The sequence below is a fragment of the Erythrobacter sp. JB1-7 genome, from assembly GCF_057365015.1.
Window position 1 is genome coordinate 2,922,351 of sequence record NZ_CP200291.1, and the last position, 15,296, is coordinate 2,937,646.

The window sequence follows — 15,296 nt, forward strand, 5'->3', positions numbered from 1 at the left end:
CTTGCAGGAATGGGGCACATTCAAGATGTCTTGCAAAGGGAAACACCCTCCCGCGCATTGTTCGTGATACAGGTTAAGGAGTATCAAAATGACTTTCACAACGAAAAGCGCAGCCGCGCTGGCTGCAACTGCCATGATCGCAGGAACTGCATCTTTCGGCGTCGCAGCGCAGGAAACCTACGGCCAGCCGGCCGCTGCCGAACAGGGCGAAGTGCTGACCACTGTTGTCGGTTCGCCGCCTGCTGATCTGGAAGGCCTCACCGAAGGGCCGGATGTCGAAGGCATCATCTCGGCGCGCACTGGCAGCGATCTGCAAGTGACTTTGAACGACGGCACCAACACCGTGGTGACATTGAGCGAAGGCACTCAAATCCGCGCATCGGGCGGCTTTCTCGGCCTCAACCGTGACAATCTGGGCGCTGATGCACTGCTGAACGGCCTGCCTGTCAAAGTGGACACGGTGGAATGGGCCGGATCGCTTGTTGCGACAAAGATTGCGCTGAAGAACAAGGATCTGCGCACTGCAAACATGATCCGCAGCGGCACCAATCAGCGTTTCGGCCAGAACGAAGCTGACATCGCTGCCAATGCTGCCGCTGCCGAAGCTTTGCGCGGACGGTTTGGCGACATTGACAAATACAATGTGCGCGGCACCACCAATGTGTTCTTCGACACGGGCAAGTTTAACCTGTCCGATCAAGCGCGCGGCGAACTGTGTCAGGCGGCTGCCCAAGCAGAAGCGATGGACAATGCGCTCCTGCTGGTGGTTGGTTACACCGATTCAACCGGAAGCTATGAAGTGAACCAAACGCTCAGCGAAAAGCGCGCTGGCCGGGTTGTGAATTACCTTCAGCAGCAATGCGGATGGAAGCCGTGGCGGATGCTGGCACCTTCGGGCTTTGCCGATTCTGATCCGACAGCGGACAATTCAACCGCTTATGGCCGTTCGCAAAACCGCCGCGTGGCTGTGAATGTGCTGGTCAGCAAGAGTGTTGACGGGCTTTAAGGTCCGCTTCGCAGATTGCGATTGCTAACACAAAAAGGGCGGAACAGTTGATGCTGTTCCGCCCTTTTTTCACGTCAGTTTACTGGTAGGAGAACCGGGGCGAGCCTTAGAGGTTTTGCGGTTCAACAGGTTTCCACATGACCGGATCATCTTCGCTTGCCTTGGCAGACTGGCCGCTCGCCGATGCCGAAGCGCCTTTGTCGATCCCATCTCCAAGGCCTTTCACCACAGCCGCTGATGTGCCTGCGTTAAACGTGTTCTGCTTTGATCCTGACGAGACCAGCCCGCCGAGATATTCAAAGATTTGCGCGACCCTGCTTTTGTCCTTGGGCTTTGCGATGCGCATTTTCTTGCCCGGATCGATCACGACGAATTTCCCGCCGCGCACCAGCACAGCGCGCGCTGTTTTGCTGGTGCTGATCACATCGCCGGGCTGCAATACGGTCCCTTGCGCGCCATAGATCGGTTTGTTGCCGCGCGTGACGGTCACTTGCCCGTCGGCATCCGAAATCGTCCAGCTTGTATCGCTGGCCATGGCTGCGCTGCTTGCGAAAAACGCTGTGAGAATACAGAGAAGTTTGGAAAATTTACCCATGTTTTCAGCCCCAAATCGCTCAAGTTCGGGACGTTAAATAGCGTAAACCATTTGGCATCGTGTTGCTGGGAAGAGTTAACAGGAGCTTTCCAAAAACGCCTCAGCGCCCTCGCAAGACCACTTATCCGGCGCGCAATTCTTCGGCAAGCAGCTTGAAATCAGCCTCACGCGGGGAGTTTTTGCGCCACACCAGCACAATTTCTCGCCGCGCTGTGTCACTTTTAACGGGGCGTGCAACGACATTGGTGCCGCCAAGAATACCAGCATCAATCGCCATTTCGGGCAGCATTGTCAGCCCCAGATCATGATCGACCATTTGCACCAAAGTGTGCAGGCTCGTCCCAATCATCGCCGCGCTGGCGCGCAGCTCAGACCGGTTGCACGCCGCCAAAGCATGATCGCGCAGGCAGTGCCCATCTTCGAGCAGCAATAAGCGCCCTTCGGAAATCGCAGGTTCGATCATGTCAGGCGGGATCAGGGCAGGGGGATCGCGCGGGTCATCCTTGGGAAAGGCGACGAACAGCCGGTCATCGCTGATATGCTCAATCGCGGCATCACCGGTGTCAAACGGCAAAGCCAACAGCACGCAATCCACCCGGCCATGCGTGAGCGATTCCATCGCATCCTGGCTGGTTTCCTCGCGCAGCATCAATTTGAGATCGGGCCGTTCTTCGCGCAGACGCGGCAGAAACCGGGGCAGCATAAATGGCGCGATGGTCGGGATAACGCTCATGCGCAATTGCCCGGATAACGGCTTGCCCGATGCCTGCACCAGATCGGACAGCTCCTCTGCCTCGCGCAGCAGCCGGCCTGCTTTTTGCACAACTTGTTCACCCAAGGACGTAAAGCGCACCACGCGGCGCGATCGTTCAACCAAGGTCACGCCCAACAGCGATTCCAATTCGCGCAGGCCAGCCGACAGCGTCGATTGCGACACATAACACGCATCTGCCGCACGCCCGAAATGGCCGTGTTCATGCAAGGCGACGAGATATTGCAGCTGTTTGATCGTGGGGAGATAGGTGCTCACCGCCGGCTCACTCGGCTGCCAGCGCTTCTTCCATGCTGGCTTGCATGTCGTCGATATGGGTCATGGTGAGCTTGCCCTCGCGCACGGCAAAGGCGGTTTTGCCTTCGACCAGTTCCAGCGCATCTTTGCCAAACACTTCATACCGCCAGCCTTGCAGAACCGACAGATCGCGAACACCGGCGGCCAGCGCTTCCATCTCATCCGCGCGGGTTAGCAAGCGTGCTGCGACATCAATTTCGCGCGCGCGGATTTTGAGCAGCAATTTGAGCAGGTCAGCCACCAGCGCGCCTTCTTTGCCCAATGGCGCGCCGCGTTTCATTTTCTCGGGCATTTCTGATTTGGGCAGGGGCTGCGCATCGGCGATGATTTTCATCAGCCGCTTGCCAATATCATTGTCTTTCCACGCGCTGGAAAGCCCGCGAACCTTGGCCAGATCGCCCTGTTTTTTCGGCGGATGCGATGCAATGTCAGCCAGGGTTTCATCGCGCATAATTCGCCCGCGCGGAATGTTCTTGTGCTGCGCTTCGCCTTCGCGCCACGCGGCAAGCGCTTTTAACCGGCCCAGCACTTGCGGGTTGCGCCCCGGTGATCGGATGCGTTTCCACGAATTGTCAGGATCAATCAGATAACGCGAGGCATCGGCCAGTTTCTCCATTTCGGCATTGAGCCAATTGCCGCGGTCCGTTTTGATCAGTTTTTTCAGTATTTTGGGAAAAATCTTAGACAGATGCGTCACATCGCCAATCGCATATTCGATCTGCCGATCGGTCAGCGGACGGCGGCTCCAATCGGTAAACCGCGCGCCTTTATCGATGGTGATATTGAGCCAGGTTTCCACCAGATTGGCATAGCCGATCTGTTCGGACTGGCTGATGGCCATCATCGCAATTTGCGTATCGAAAATCGGGAAAGGCGTTTTGCCCGTCATATTGACGATGATCTCAACATCTTGCCCGCCTGCATGGAAGACTTTTAACACGTCGTCGTTTTCGCACAGCAGATTGAGCAGCGGGGTCATATCCAGCCCGTCTGCCAGCGGATCAATCGCGGCGGCTTCTTCGGTGTTGGCGATCTGCACCAGGCACAATTCCGGCCAATAGGTGTTTTCGCGCATGAATTCTGTATCGACCGCGACAAATTCGGATTGCGCCAATCGGTCGCACAAATCGGAAAGAGCATCGGTGGTGGTAATCAGATCATGAATTTTCATATCATCTCTTGCGTTTGAGCGGAGTGCCGCTCGCGGACCCAATCCTGGTCCATGGGGTTTCAAAGGCGCAGCCGCCATCGGCCACGCGCTTAGAGTGTTACGCAGAAAATTGATATCTGTTTAGGGCTGGCCTCCACACTGCCCACAATTGCGGTGATTAAGCGGTCCGTTCCGGTTTTCGGTTTCAGCCGCGAGTGGTCCTGATCAGCCGGTCACATCCACCGTGACATAATCTTCATCGCATTGGGCCGCGATTGCCTCAAATGCTTCGGCCATTTCTACGAATTCGTTGTCATTTTCGATTGCCTTCATCTCGCTTGAAACCGCCTGCGCGACCTGAGAGCGCGCTTTATCATCCAGCTTGCTTGCCTCAATCATCTGATCGAGAAGAACTCCGAATTCTTCGGCATTTGCCGCCTTTTTGGTCGCAATTTCAGCGATGGATCGCTTCTTTTCCTCACTATCGCTTGTTTCGGCCACAATGTTATAGATCGTTGTCAGGCGCTCGTTAACGACCATGCAGCGGGTCACTTCCGTGTATGCCTCAGCCGAGGTGTCGAGCGGTTCTGTTTGCGCCGCCGGCTCTGTTTCTTCTTTGAACCCTTCCTCAAACCCTTCTTTGAAATCGCTGCATCCAGCCAGTGATACACTTGCCGCTGCAATGATGATGCCCGCTTGTTTGATGATCTTGTCCCCCTCGCTTTGATTTCGCTTACTATAAAAAGCGCAGCGTGTGGGAATAACGGGTCAAAAAACTTGAGGGGGTGACCGATTGCAGGTGAACCGCTAGAGCGCGCGGCAATGGGAGCGAGAGCACGCAAAAGCTCTTCGCTTCGACGTTCACAAATATTGAGAAACACGACCACGATGACTATGCACGCATACCGCTCTCACAAATGCGCTGATCTGCGCGCTAGCCACGTTGGCGAAACCGTTCGCTTGTCCGGCTGGATCCACCGTATCCGCGATCATGGCGGGGTGCTGTTTGTCGATTTGCGCGATCATTATGGGATTACGCAGATTGTTGCGGATGAGGATTCGCCTGCTCTGCCAGTGTTTGAAAGCCTGCGCGCTGAATCGGTGGTGACAATCGATGGCGAGGTAAAGGCGCGCACGCCCGAAACTGTGAACAAGGATTTGCCGACCGGCGATATCGAAGTGTTCGCGCGCGCGATCACGGTGCAATCTGCCGCTGAAGAGCTACCCATGCCGGTAGCGGGCGAACAGGATTATCCCGAAGATATCCGCCTGAAATACCGTTTCCTCGATTTGCGGCGCGAGACGATGCACCGCAATATCGTGCTGCGATCTCAGGTCATTTCCTCGATCCGCAATCGGATGGTGGAGCAAGGCTTTACCGAATTTCAGACCCCGATCCTCACTGCCTCCAGCCCCGAAGGCGCGCGCGATTTTCTGGTGCCGAGCCGGATGCAGCAGGGCAAATTCTACGCGCTTCCCCAGGCGCCGCAGATGTTCAAGCAGATGCTGATGGTGTCGGGTTTTGACCGCTATTTCCAGATCGCGCCGTGTTTCCGCGATGAAGATTTGCGCGCTGATCGCTCACTTGAGTTCTACCAGCTCGATTTTGAAATGAGCTTTGTGACGCAAGAGGACGTGTTCCAAGCGCTGGAGCCTGTGCTTGGCGGGCTGTTTGCAGAATTTGCCGGTGGTAAAACTGTCACTCCCGTGGGCGAATTTCCGCGTATTCCCTATGCCGAGGCGATGCTGAAATATGGCAGCGACAAGCCCGATTTGCGCAATCCGCTGATCATCTCGGATGTTACCAGCCACTTTGAAAAATCGGGTTTTGGCCTGTTTGAAAAAATCGTTGGCGGCGGCGGTGTGGTGCGCGTGGTGCCTGCGCCCAAAACCAACGAGAAAAGCCGTAAGTTCTTCGATGATATGAACAATTGGGCGCGGGGCGAGGGCTTTGCTGGCCTTGGATATGTCACGCGCAAAGGCGGCGAATTTGGCGGACCCATTGCGAAGAACCACGGGCCGGACCTGATGGCGAAGCTTTATGACGAGCTCGGCCTTGGCGATGATGATGGCTTGTTCTTTGCCGCTGGTAAAGAATCCGATGCTGCAAAACTCGCAGGCGCTGCTCGCACGCAAGTCGGCGAACAATTGGGATTGATCGAAGAGGGCTGCTTCAAGTTCTGCTGGATCGTCGATTTTCCCATGTTCGAATATGATGACGATGCGAAAAAGGTCGATTTTTCGCACAACCCGTTCTCCATGCCGCAAGGCGAGATGGACGCGCTCGAAACAATGGACCCGCTCGACATCAAAGCGTGGCAATATGACATTGTCTGCAACGGTTACGAGCTCTCATCGGGCGCGATCCGGAACCACCGGCCTGATATCATGTACAAAGCGTTCGAAATCGCAGGCTACACCAAAGAGGATGTGGACCGCGAATTTGGCGGCATGATCGAAGCGTTCAAGCTGGGCGCGCCGCCGCATGGCGGATCTGCTCCGGGCATTGACCGGATCGTGATGCTTCTGGCCGGTGAAGAAGCCATTCGGGAAGTCATCGCTTTCCCGATGAACCAGAAAGGCGAAGACCTGATGATGGGCGCGCCTTCGCAGGTTGATCTTGCTCAATTGCGCGAGCTTTCGATCCGCGTTGTGGAACCGCCGAAAAAGCCGAACTCGTAACTGGTGAAGGGCAGGGCGCTTTGCTCTGCCTATGACCCTGTAAAAACGCGCTATTCATGCTTTCCTAATCAACGTCCTGCAAGAGACATCCAGATTTGGGGAGATAGAACATGGGCGCACACGGCAAATACACAGCATCTTTGATCGCACTGGCGGCTTTAGCCACTGCGGTTCCTGCGCAGGCTGAAACACTGCGATTGGGCGCGCATTTGCCAGCTGGCACAGATGCAGCGCTTGATGTGGAAGCGATCGCGATTGATGATCTTGCCGGTGCAAAAGGCAGCCAGCTTGCGTTTGAACTGAAAGAGGCCTTGCGAAAAGCCAGAGTTGAAGACGAGCCCTGGTTTGACGTGATTGTATTGGGTGCGGGGCCAGTGGATGCGGTCATTCAAGGCAGCGCGAGCGTTGACGCATCGGTGATCGAGCTTGAGCCCAAGCGAGAGCGCAAATGCGATGAAAAGAATGATGATGGCAAATGCGTTCGATACCGAACCGATGTCTATGAGTGCAGCCGCACAGAAGTGACGTTTTACCCCGACATAGAAGTTGTAGGGCAGGATGGCCGGCTCCTTCACGCATCGCGCGATGCAATCAGCCGCGAGAAAGAAATCTGTGCAGACCTTGGCCCTCCGCCTTCGATCAGCGAAATAACAGACGGATTGGTCAGCAGCTTTGCATGGCGCGTGCGCAACGCGCTTGCGCCGCGATATTACGAACGCGATTATCGTATCCTGGAAAGGCGCAAGGGCTTGGAAAAAGACGACCGCAAAGCGTTCAAGGCCGCGGTGAAGCTTACCAAATCCGATGAAGATGCCGCATGCGAGGCTTTCAAAGCGCTAGAAGTGAACAACCCGGCGCAGGTCAGCGTCTTGTTCAACACGGCCATGTGTCATGAGCGTGCGGGGGATTTTGATGCGTCTTTGGCAGTTTTGCAAAGGGCGCTTGCAATAGAACCAGAAAAACTCATGGCCCTGGAATCGGTTGACCGGGTCGAAGCCTGGATCAAAGCTGAAGGCCAATTGGCGCAGCGAGCCGATATTTTGAACCGCCGTTATGCGGCCGCCCCTATGTCCGAGCCGCAGCTGGAAAACGAAGAGGATACCTCAGCTGCTTTGCCGTCTGGGCAGGCTGAAGCCAATTAGGCCGCGAAAATTGTAACAATCGGGCGCATCGCTGCTAACACTGCGGTATGACGTATTCTCGCCGCTCCGCAATTTTCGCTGGCCTTGGTTCAATTGCCGCCTTGCCGCTGTCTGGGTGCGCATTGGCCAACCCTGTCAATCCTGCTGCAACCCGCGTGCATGTGATGGGCGTTATTCACGGACGCCACAGGACCAGCACCGCTTATTCGCTCGATGTGCTGCGCAAAGCCGTTCGGGCTGCGCAGCCCGATGTTATCCTGTCTGAAATACCGCCTGACAGGATTGATCAGGCCGTGACCTCATTTCGCGAAACCGGCGAAATTGACGAGCCGCGCACGCAGGTTTTTCCTGAATACACCGATGTCGTTTTCCCTCTAAGCCGCGAGATGGATTTCCGGATCCTCGGCACAGCCGGTTGGACCCGCGAAATTGCTGACAATCGCAGCGCTGCACTGAAGCGTATCGAAAACGATCCGGCGCGCGCGCAGCAATGGGCCGAGCACCGTGCTGCATTGCAGGAATATTCCCGCGCGATCGCGGGCAGGGGCGATGATCCGCTGTTCATCCACACGGACGAATTTGATCGTCTCGTCGAAGCATCACGCACCCCTTATCAGCGATTTTTCGACGATGATCTGGGCCTGGGCGGCTGGACGCAGATCAACAAAGCGCACACTGATCTTATCAACAGCGCGCTCGATACGATTTCCGGGCAAGGGCTTACAGCGGTCATTATGTTTGGCAGCGCGCATAAGTATATGATTTTGCGTAGTATTGCTCTGCGTGATGACACCGAGCTGCTGGATAGCCGTGATTTGTTTGCCTGACGGGGCAAATTTCGCTTTTCTGCGGTGCGCATCTTGACTTGCACTTAATGAAACCGACCTTTAGGGCATCCGTTAGATTTCAAACCCCCAGAATTAAGAGGGAAACACATGAGCGATACTGCCGACCGCGTGCAGAAAATTGTTGTCGAACACCTTGGCGTGGAAGGCGATAAAGTCACACAAGAAGCCAGCTTCATTGATGATCTGGGCGCAGACAGCCTCGACATCGTGGAACTTGTGATGGCTTTCGAAGAAGAATTTGGCGTCGAAATCCCGGACGATGCGGCAGAGAAAATCTCGACCGTGGGCGATGCGACAAAATTCATCGAAGAGCACAAGGGCTAAGCCTTTTCGGGCCGATCCGGTCCCGACTGTCCCGCAATTTTGCGGGCACCTATCTTGCAGGCCCGAGCCCTTTTTTAAGGGTGCGGGCCTGTTGTATTTCTTGGCCCCTGTTTGATTTTTGGGAGAGTATTGCATGCGCCGTGTGGTGGTAACCGGGCTTGGACTTGTCACGCCTTTGGGCGGGGATGTTGAAACCTCGTGGAAAAACCTGATTGCAGGCGAAAGCGGCGCAGGCCCGATCACGCGCTTTGATACAGAGGGGCAGAAATGCACCATTGCGTGCGAGGTCAAGGATAAGGATCACCCCTGGGGTTTTGATGCAGACAAGCGTGTCGATGGCAAAGTCCAGCGGCAGGTCGATCCGTTCATCGTCTATGGCATCGATGCCGCAGGACAGGCGTTGGAACATGCCGGATTGCTTGATCTTACCGACGAGCAAAAAGAGCGCGTGGGCTGCTCCATTGGCGCAGGGATCGGCGGGTTGCCGGGGATTGAGCTGGAAAGCGTTAATCTGCACAATCGCGGACCGGGCCGCGTTTCACCGCATTTCGTTCATGGCCGCCTGATCAATCTGGTCACAGGGCAGGTACAGATCAAATACGGTTTTATGGGGCCAAACCATGCTGTGGTGACGGCCTGTTCAACCGGAGCGCATTCCATCGGTGATGCTGCGCGCATGATTATGATGGATGATGCCGATGTGATGCTGGCAGGCGGGGCGGAAAGCACTGTTAATCCGCTCGGCATTGCAGGCTTTGCTCAGGCGCGCGCGCTCAACACCAGCTTTAACGACCGCCCAACCGAAGCAAGCCGTCCCTATGACAAGGACCGCGAAGGGTTCGTTATGGGCGAGGGCGCGGGCGTGGTTGTGCTCGAAGAATACGAATACGCCAAAGCGCGCGGCGCAACGATCTATGCCGAGGTGACCGGATACGGCCTGTCGGGCGATGCCTATCATGTCACCGCCCCGCATCCCGAAGGCAAAGGCGCAGAGCTTGCCATGCGCATGGCGTTGAAAAAAGCGGGCCTTGGCCCCGGCGATATCGATTATGTCAACGCGCACGGCACATCGACCATGGCGGACACGATCGAATTGGCCGCGGTCAAACGCGTGCTGGGCGATGATCTGAGCGGTGCCTCGATGAGCTCAACCAAATCGGCCATTGGGCATTTGCTGGGCGGGGCAGGGGCGGTTGAGGCTGTGTTCTGCATTTTGGCAATGCGCGATGGGATTGTTCCGCCAACGCTCAATCTGCACAATCCCGATGACGGCACCGAAGGCATTGATCTGGTGCCGCTGGTGGCCAAAAAGCGCGAAGTGAACGCGGTGCTCAACAACAGCTTTGGTTTTGGCGGGACGAACGCGTCGATTATCATGCAAAAGCTTGGCAGCTAAGTAGATGAAGCGGCTTGGACTGATTGCTGGCGTCGGCTTTGTCGTCCTTGTTGCAGCGGCGCTGTTTTTTGGCTCCGTCTTTTTGGGCTCGGCCACGGTTAAGCAGGAAACGGCCTTTATCATCCCCGATGGCGCGTCTGTCACCTCGGTGGCGAATGATCTGGAAGAGCAGGGGCATATCGCCTCTGCCGATGGCTTCGTTATGAATGCGCGCCTGTTTGGATCATCAGAGCCGATCAAGGCGGGCGAATTTCAGCTTAAGCCCGAGATGAGCCAGGGCGATATTCTGGCGCTGTTTCAATCAGGCGATGTTGTCCGGCGCTTTGTGACGATCCCCGAAGGAATGCCGTCTGTTCTGGTGCGCGAACGCCTGATGGCAGAGGATTTGCTGACAGGCGAGATTGAAGTGCCGCTCGAAGGGTCGATCCTGCCTGATACCTATTCCTATGAACGCGGCCAGACGCGCGCTTCGCTGGTGAGCGATATGCAATCTGCGATGGATGCGTATCTGGCGGACGCCTGGGCCAAGCGTAAGGAGGGCATCGCTGTCGATACCCTGCGCGAGGCGTTGATCCTTGCCTCCATCGTTGAAAAAGAGACGGGGAAAGCATCCGAACGCCGGATGATTGCGGGCCTGTATTCGAACCGTTTGAAGACCGGCATGATGCTGCAAGCGGACCCGACAATCATTTACCCCATCACCAAAGGCAAGCCGCTGGGCCGCCGCATCCGGCAATCTGAGATTGCGGCGGTCAATGGGTACAACACCTACACGCTGATTGGCCTTCCCGAAGGCCCGATCACCAATCCGGGGCGCGAAAGCATCGCCGCCGTGCTCAATCCTGAGGCGACCGATGCGCTGTTCATGGTGGCTGATGGCACAGGCGGGCACGAATTTAACACAACCAATGAGGGCCATCAGCAGGCCGTGGAACGCTGGTATCAACTCCGCCGAGAGCGCGGTGAGATGTGATTTGGGACGATTGTTGGTGGAAATGAGCCAATGGTTAAACATAGCGCGGCGGTCCTCGGCGGACACGAAACAAGGACACCGAGAGCGCGGTGAGATGTGATTTGGGACGATTGTTGGTGGTGATGAGCCAAGGGTCCGACATGGTGCGTCGGTCCTCGGCGGACATGAAACAAGAACGCCGAGAGCGCGGTGAGATGTAATGGAGGCCAAGCGTTGGCGGAGATGAGCCAGGGGGCCAACCATGCGCGTCGGTCCTCGGCGGATGCTAAACAAGAACGCAGAGAGCGCGGTGAGATGTGATTTGGTACAGCCGTTTGTTGAGATGAGCCAAGGGTCCAACCATGCGCGGTGGTCGTTGGCGAACACTAAACCAAAACCCCGAAAACGCGGCGAGATATCGGCCTGCTAATGGCGCGTCCGTTCATCCTTACTGCGGCGCTGCCGCCTCATATTCAAAGCTGGGCTGAGGGCCTTCGCCGCACGCATTATCCGGCACAGCGCAATCATCTGCATGCGCATGTAACGCTGTTCCATTCCTTTGCGCCTTCCCTGCTGGACGAGCTCAAAACATTCCTGCCGCGCGTCACAGGCGAATTTGCAGCCCCGCAGGGCGCGGTCAGCGGTATCATGGACCTTGGCACAGGCACGGCCATCGCTTTGGCTTCTCAGCCGATTTTGTCCTTGCGAGAGCTGATTGCGGACCATTTTCACGGCAGCCTAACATCGCAGGATCTGCACGAACCGCGCCCGCATATCACTGTGCAGAACAAGGTATCCAAACGCGAAGCGCGCGAATTGCAGCGCCTTTTGGCGCTTGAGGTTGAGCTGAAAGCGGGTGAGGGGGCGTTTGTGTTTCCTGCGCTCGAATTGCACCTTTACCGTGATGGCCCATGGGAGTTGGTGAAGCGCCAGTCTTTCCGCGGCAAAGAACAATTGTAGCAGCGGCTTGACCGCGCCGGGGGTGCGCCCTATGTGCGCGGCTCGCTTGGTGTAAAGCGCCACGCGGCAGCCCCTGTCAGATCAACCAGAGACAGGTTCGGGGCGGAGTAGCTCAGGTGGTTAGAGCAGTGGAATCATAATCCATGTGTCGGGGGTTCGAGTCCCTCCTCCGCTACCAAATTTCAGATCATAAATCCCAATATCTACGCGTTGACCATTGCTGGCTTGCCGCGCTGAGCGCTTTGTGAATTCATGATTGCGCATTGCATTGTGCGCGCGCCCGGGACGCTGCGCACGCGGTAAACCAGCGGCTAACTCTGCTGATGGTTACGGCCATCTAAACCACAATAAAAGATGTAAAATCGTTGGTTTCCTGCGGCTTTTGCGCGCTTCCCTAACTTTTCGATAACCATTCTCCCGTATTCGCCCTCAGTATGAATACGAAGGTTATCACTCATTCGCTCTTTGCCACCTGTGCTGTGGCGTTGGTACCGCTTGCATCCGCTGCATCTGCTGCAGGGATTGATGCGGGGACCCTTATCGAGAACACCGCATCGGCCACCTATGACGATGGCAGCGGAACACAAACCATCGATTCCAATACGGTTGTTGTGCGCGTCGATGAGCTTTTGGATGTCACTGCGACGTCGCTTGACCCTGGCCCGATTTCGACGGGGCCTGGCGAAGCGGTGCTTACCTTTGAAATTATCAACCAGGGTAACGGACCCGAAGCCTTTGAGCTGACAGCCAATCCTGCGGTTGCCGGCAATGACTTTGACAGCGTGGTGGATTCCATCGCGGTCGATACGAATGGCAACGGCACCTATGACCCCGGCGTCGATGTGATTTTGACCGGGCCTGAGACCACCGATGTTCTCCAAGCCGATGAAAGCCTTACCGTTTTCGTCATCGTGACAGTGCCCAATGGCGTGTCTGACGGCGATGAAAGCGATGTTGAACTGACCGCCGCTGCGGTTACCGGCACCGGCGCACCGGGTACCACATTTGCAGGTGCGGGCGCTGGAGGCGGCGATGCAATCGTTGGCGCAAGCGGCGCCGATGACAATGCAACAGGATCGCTGATTATCGGTGTGACGGATGTCACTTTGACCAAAGCGGCCAGCGTCGTTGACCCATTTGGCGGAACCAGCGCTGTTCCTGGCTCTGTCGTCACCTTTACCATCACCGCAGAGGTCGCCGGAAGCGGTTCGGTCGATGATCTCGTGATCACCGACGCCATTCCCGATGACACAACCTACGTCGCCGGGACCCTCACGCTCGACAGCGCGCCTTTGACAGACGGCGCAGATGCAGATGCCGGCGAGGCCAGCGATGCAAGCGGCATCAGTGTCGATCTGGGCACTGTTGCAGGCGGAACCACCCAAGCCATCACTTTCGATGTGACCATCGATTGATCTCATCCAAGACCCCACAGGGACCATATTCATGACCAAGCTAACAAAAACAGTCGCAGCTGCTCTGGTCGCCGCAATCGCCGCTCTTACAACAGCGCCCGTTTCGGCACAGAATACCGCTTCAGCCCAGGCCGAAGCGGCCAAGCCTGATGTCAGCCTGCAAAGCGATGTCAAAGCGTATCAAACCACCACCGATGCCAATGGCAATCAGGTTACAGAGCTGGTGGAGCCAACGATCTTCACGCCGGGTACTCGGCTCAGCTTTGGCTTAAGCTATGAAAACAAAGGACAATTGCCTGCCACAGATGTGACGGCGACCAATCCGATGAATGTCGCTGTGCAATTGGCGAGCGATGCCGATCCAGCGCTGATCGTATCGGTGGATGGCGGCAAAACCTTCGGGATCCTCGCTGATCTTGAAGTTTCCGATGAATCAGGGGCCAGCCGGCCCGCTTCCCATGGTGATGTGACGCATGTCCGCTGGACGATTGCGAGCATTGCTCCGGGCGAAAGCGGGCGGGTCGCCTTTCCAGTGATCATTCGCTGACAAGCGAGAGATAGCCGCCAAGTCCCGGGGGCGGTCAATTTGACACGGGGCACACGCAGAGGACCACTCATATGAGAAGAAAGACCCAATTGCTGGGGATGGTGAGCGCGACAGCGCTTATTGTCATGTCCAGCACTCCGGCCATGGCGGAAGGTATCCGCGCAGGGACGGACATAACCAACAATGTCACCGTTGAATATCAGGTTGGCGGTGTTCAGCAGACAGATGCAACTGACAGCGATACATTCGCCGTTGACCGCCGGGTCAATGTCGATGTGACTGCCGTTGGCGGCGGTGTTAACGCCAGCCCTGGCGAAGACCAAGTCGTGCTTGATTTCGATGTTACAAACCTGTCGAACGACACTGTTGACCTTGATCTGACGACGGCTGTCACCGATGGTACAGCTGCAAACCTTTCAAATATCGAGATTTATCTCGATATTGACAATGATGGCACTCTGGATGCGAACGATATCGCGGCCGGACCGATCACCTTCCTTGATGAAGTTGACGCCGATGAGACCATTTCGGTCCTTGTCGTTGCCGATGTTGATATTGCAACCGCCAATGGCGACACGTTCGATATCGCTCTTGTTGCTGATGCACACGAAGCCGGTGCAGCCGGACTTGGTGCGGAACTCACTGAAAGCGCTGGCGATTCAGCCGATCCGAGTGTTGTCGATACTGTCCTTGCGGATGGCAATGGCGGCACTGGTGAAGAAGTTGATGAAGACGGTGCGGATTCTGATGAGAACACCATCACTGTCCAAGGCGCGCTTGTTTCGGTCGTTAAATCGAGCGAAGTTATCAGCGATCCTGTCAACGGAACGACCAATCCCAAGGCCATTCCGGGCGCGACTATCCAGTACTGCATTGCGGTTGTGAACGCAGCTGGCGGCGCAACGGCTACCAATATCAACGTGCTCGATGATCTGCCTGCAGAGGTCGATTTCGATGCCGCATTTGGCATTTTCGTTGATGCAACCTCCACGGTTGACAGCTCGGGGCCGACACCTGTTGCAACTTGCGATGATACCTCCGGCACATCCGGCGGCACTTTCACCGCTGGTGGCGGTACGGGCGGACTTGACCTTGTGTCGGGCACGCTCAGCAACATCAATGGAGGCGCAAGCCGCGCACTCTATTTCCGTGTGACGATCCCGGCAGCCACGGCTCCTACGCCGTAAGCTGGCCGGACTGGATCTAACTC

The 15,296-nt window shown here is 56.4% G+C and carries 15 protein-coding genes and 1 tRNA gene; 12 read left to right on the forward strand and 4 right to left on the reverse strand.

Features of this window, described 5'->3' with window-relative positions; all coding sequences use genetic code 11:
• The first annotated feature begins 88 nt into the window (after positions 1 to 88).
• Positions 89 to 1,006 carry an OmpA family protein gene (locus AC0V6W_RS14290; protein ID WP_486151082.1) on the forward strand — a complete coding sequence of 306 codons (918 nt, stop codon included), beginning with the start codon at positions 89 to 91 and terminating at the stop codon, positions 1,004 to 1,006.
• 106 nt (positions 1,007 to 1,112) lie between these two features.
• Here AC0V6W_RS14290 and AC0V6W_RS14295 read toward each other — a convergent pair whose 3' ends face one another.
• The 4 genes from AC0V6W_RS14295 to AC0V6W_RS14310 form a co-directional block, all read right to left on the reverse strand.
• Positions 1,113 to 1,541: a hypothetical protein gene (locus AC0V6W_RS14295; RefSeq protein WP_486151084.1), complete on the reverse strand. Its 429-nt coding sequence runs from the start codon at positions 1,539 to 1,541 to the stop codon at positions 1,113 to 1,115.
• A 181-nt stretch (positions 1,542 to 1,722) separates the two neighbouring features.
• Positions 1,723 to 2,631 carry a hydrogen peroxide-inducible genes activator gene (locus AC0V6W_RS14300; protein WP_486151086.1) on the reverse strand — a complete coding sequence of 303 codons (909 nt, stop codon included), beginning with the start codon at positions 2,629 to 2,631 and terminating at the stop codon, positions 1,723 to 1,725.
• 7 nt (positions 2,632 to 2,638) lie between these two features.
• Positions 2,639 to 3,841: a ribonuclease D gene (gene rnd, locus AC0V6W_RS14305; protein ID WP_486151088.1), complete on the reverse strand. Its 1,203-nt coding sequence runs from the start codon at positions 3,839 to 3,841 to the stop codon at positions 2,639 to 2,641.
• Positions 3,842 to 4,045: 204 nt separating this feature from the next.
• On the reverse strand, positions 4,046 to 4,360 hold the full coding sequence (locus AC0V6W_RS14310; protein WP_486151090.1) for a hypothetical protein: 315 nt from the start codon (positions 4,358 to 4,360) through the stop codon (positions 4,046 to 4,048).
• Between the two features lie 354 nt (positions 4,361 to 4,714).
• On the opposite strand from AC0V6W_RS14310, the gene aspS reads away from it, so the two are divergent.
• The 11 genes from aspS (at position 4,715) to AC0V6W_RS14365 (ending at position 15,273) form a co-directional block, all read left to right on the forward strand.
• Positions 4,715 to 6,502 carry an aspartate--tRNA ligase gene (gene aspS / locus AC0V6W_RS14315; RefSeq protein WP_486151663.1) on the forward strand — a complete coding sequence of 596 codons (1,788 nt, stop codon included), beginning with the start codon at positions 4,715 to 4,717 and terminating at the stop codon, positions 6,500 to 6,502.
• A gap of 110 nt (positions 6,503 to 6,612) precedes the next feature.
• The gene (locus AC0V6W_RS14320; RefSeq protein ID WP_486151092.1) at positions 6,613 to 7,644 is read left to right on the forward strand and encodes a hypothetical protein; all 1,032 of its coding nucleotides are present in this window, start codon (positions 6,613 to 6,615) and stop codon (positions 7,642 to 7,644) included.
• A gap of 47 nt (positions 7,645 to 7,691) precedes the next feature.
• Positions 7,692 to 8,471, forward strand: coding sequence for a hypothetical protein (locus tag AC0V6W_RS14325; RefSeq protein WP_486151094.1), 780 nt, complete (start codon positions 7,692 to 7,694; stop codon positions 8,469 to 8,471).
• A 108-nt stretch (positions 8,472 to 8,579) separates the two neighbouring features.
• Positions 8,580 to 8,816 (forward strand): acyl carrier protein, encoded by a 237-nt coding sequence (locus AC0V6W_RS14330; protein WP_067596821.1) that lies wholly within the window; start codon positions 8,580 to 8,582, stop codon positions 8,814 to 8,816.
• 133 nt (positions 8,817 to 8,949) lie between these two features.
• Complete coding sequence (gene fabF / locus AC0V6W_RS14335) at positions 8,950 to 10,212, forward strand: beta-ketoacyl-ACP synthase II (RefSeq protein ID WP_486151097.1); 1,263 nt, start codon at positions 8,950 to 8,952, stop codon at positions 10,210 to 10,212.
• A gap of 4 nt (positions 10,213 to 10,216) precedes the next feature.
• Complete coding sequence (gene mltG, locus AC0V6W_RS14340; protein ID WP_486151099.1) at positions 10,217 to 11,185, forward strand: endolytic transglycosylase MltG; 969 nt, start codon at positions 10,217 to 10,219, stop codon at positions 11,183 to 11,185.
• Between the two features lie 408 nt (positions 11,186 to 11,593).
• Positions 11,594 to 12,124, forward strand: a complete 531-nt coding sequence (locus AC0V6W_RS14345; RefSeq protein WP_486151101.1) for a 2'-5' RNA ligase family protein — start codon at positions 11,594 to 11,596, stop codon at positions 12,122 to 12,124.
• A gap of 101 nt (positions 12,125 to 12,225) precedes the next feature.
• Positions 12,226 to 12,302 (forward strand) — tRNA-Met (locus tag AC0V6W_RS14350).
• Positions 12,303 to 12,558: 256 nt separating this feature from the next.
• Positions 12,559 to 13,539: a hypothetical protein gene (locus AC0V6W_RS14355; RefSeq protein WP_486151103.1), complete on the forward strand. Its 981-nt coding sequence runs from the start codon at positions 12,559 to 12,561 to the stop codon at positions 13,537 to 13,539.
• A 31-nt stretch (positions 13,540 to 13,570) separates the two neighbouring features.
• Complete coding sequence (locus tag AC0V6W_RS14360) at positions 13,571 to 14,086, forward strand: hypothetical protein (protein WP_486151104.1); 516 nt, start codon at positions 13,571 to 13,573, stop codon at positions 14,084 to 14,086.
• Between the two features lie 71 nt (positions 14,087 to 14,157).
• Positions 14,158 to 15,273, forward strand: a complete 1,116-nt coding sequence (locus tag AC0V6W_RS14365) for a hypothetical protein (RefSeq protein WP_486151106.1) — start codon at positions 14,158 to 14,160, stop codon at positions 15,271 to 15,273.
• Positions 15,274 to 15,296 lie beyond the last annotated feature (23 nt).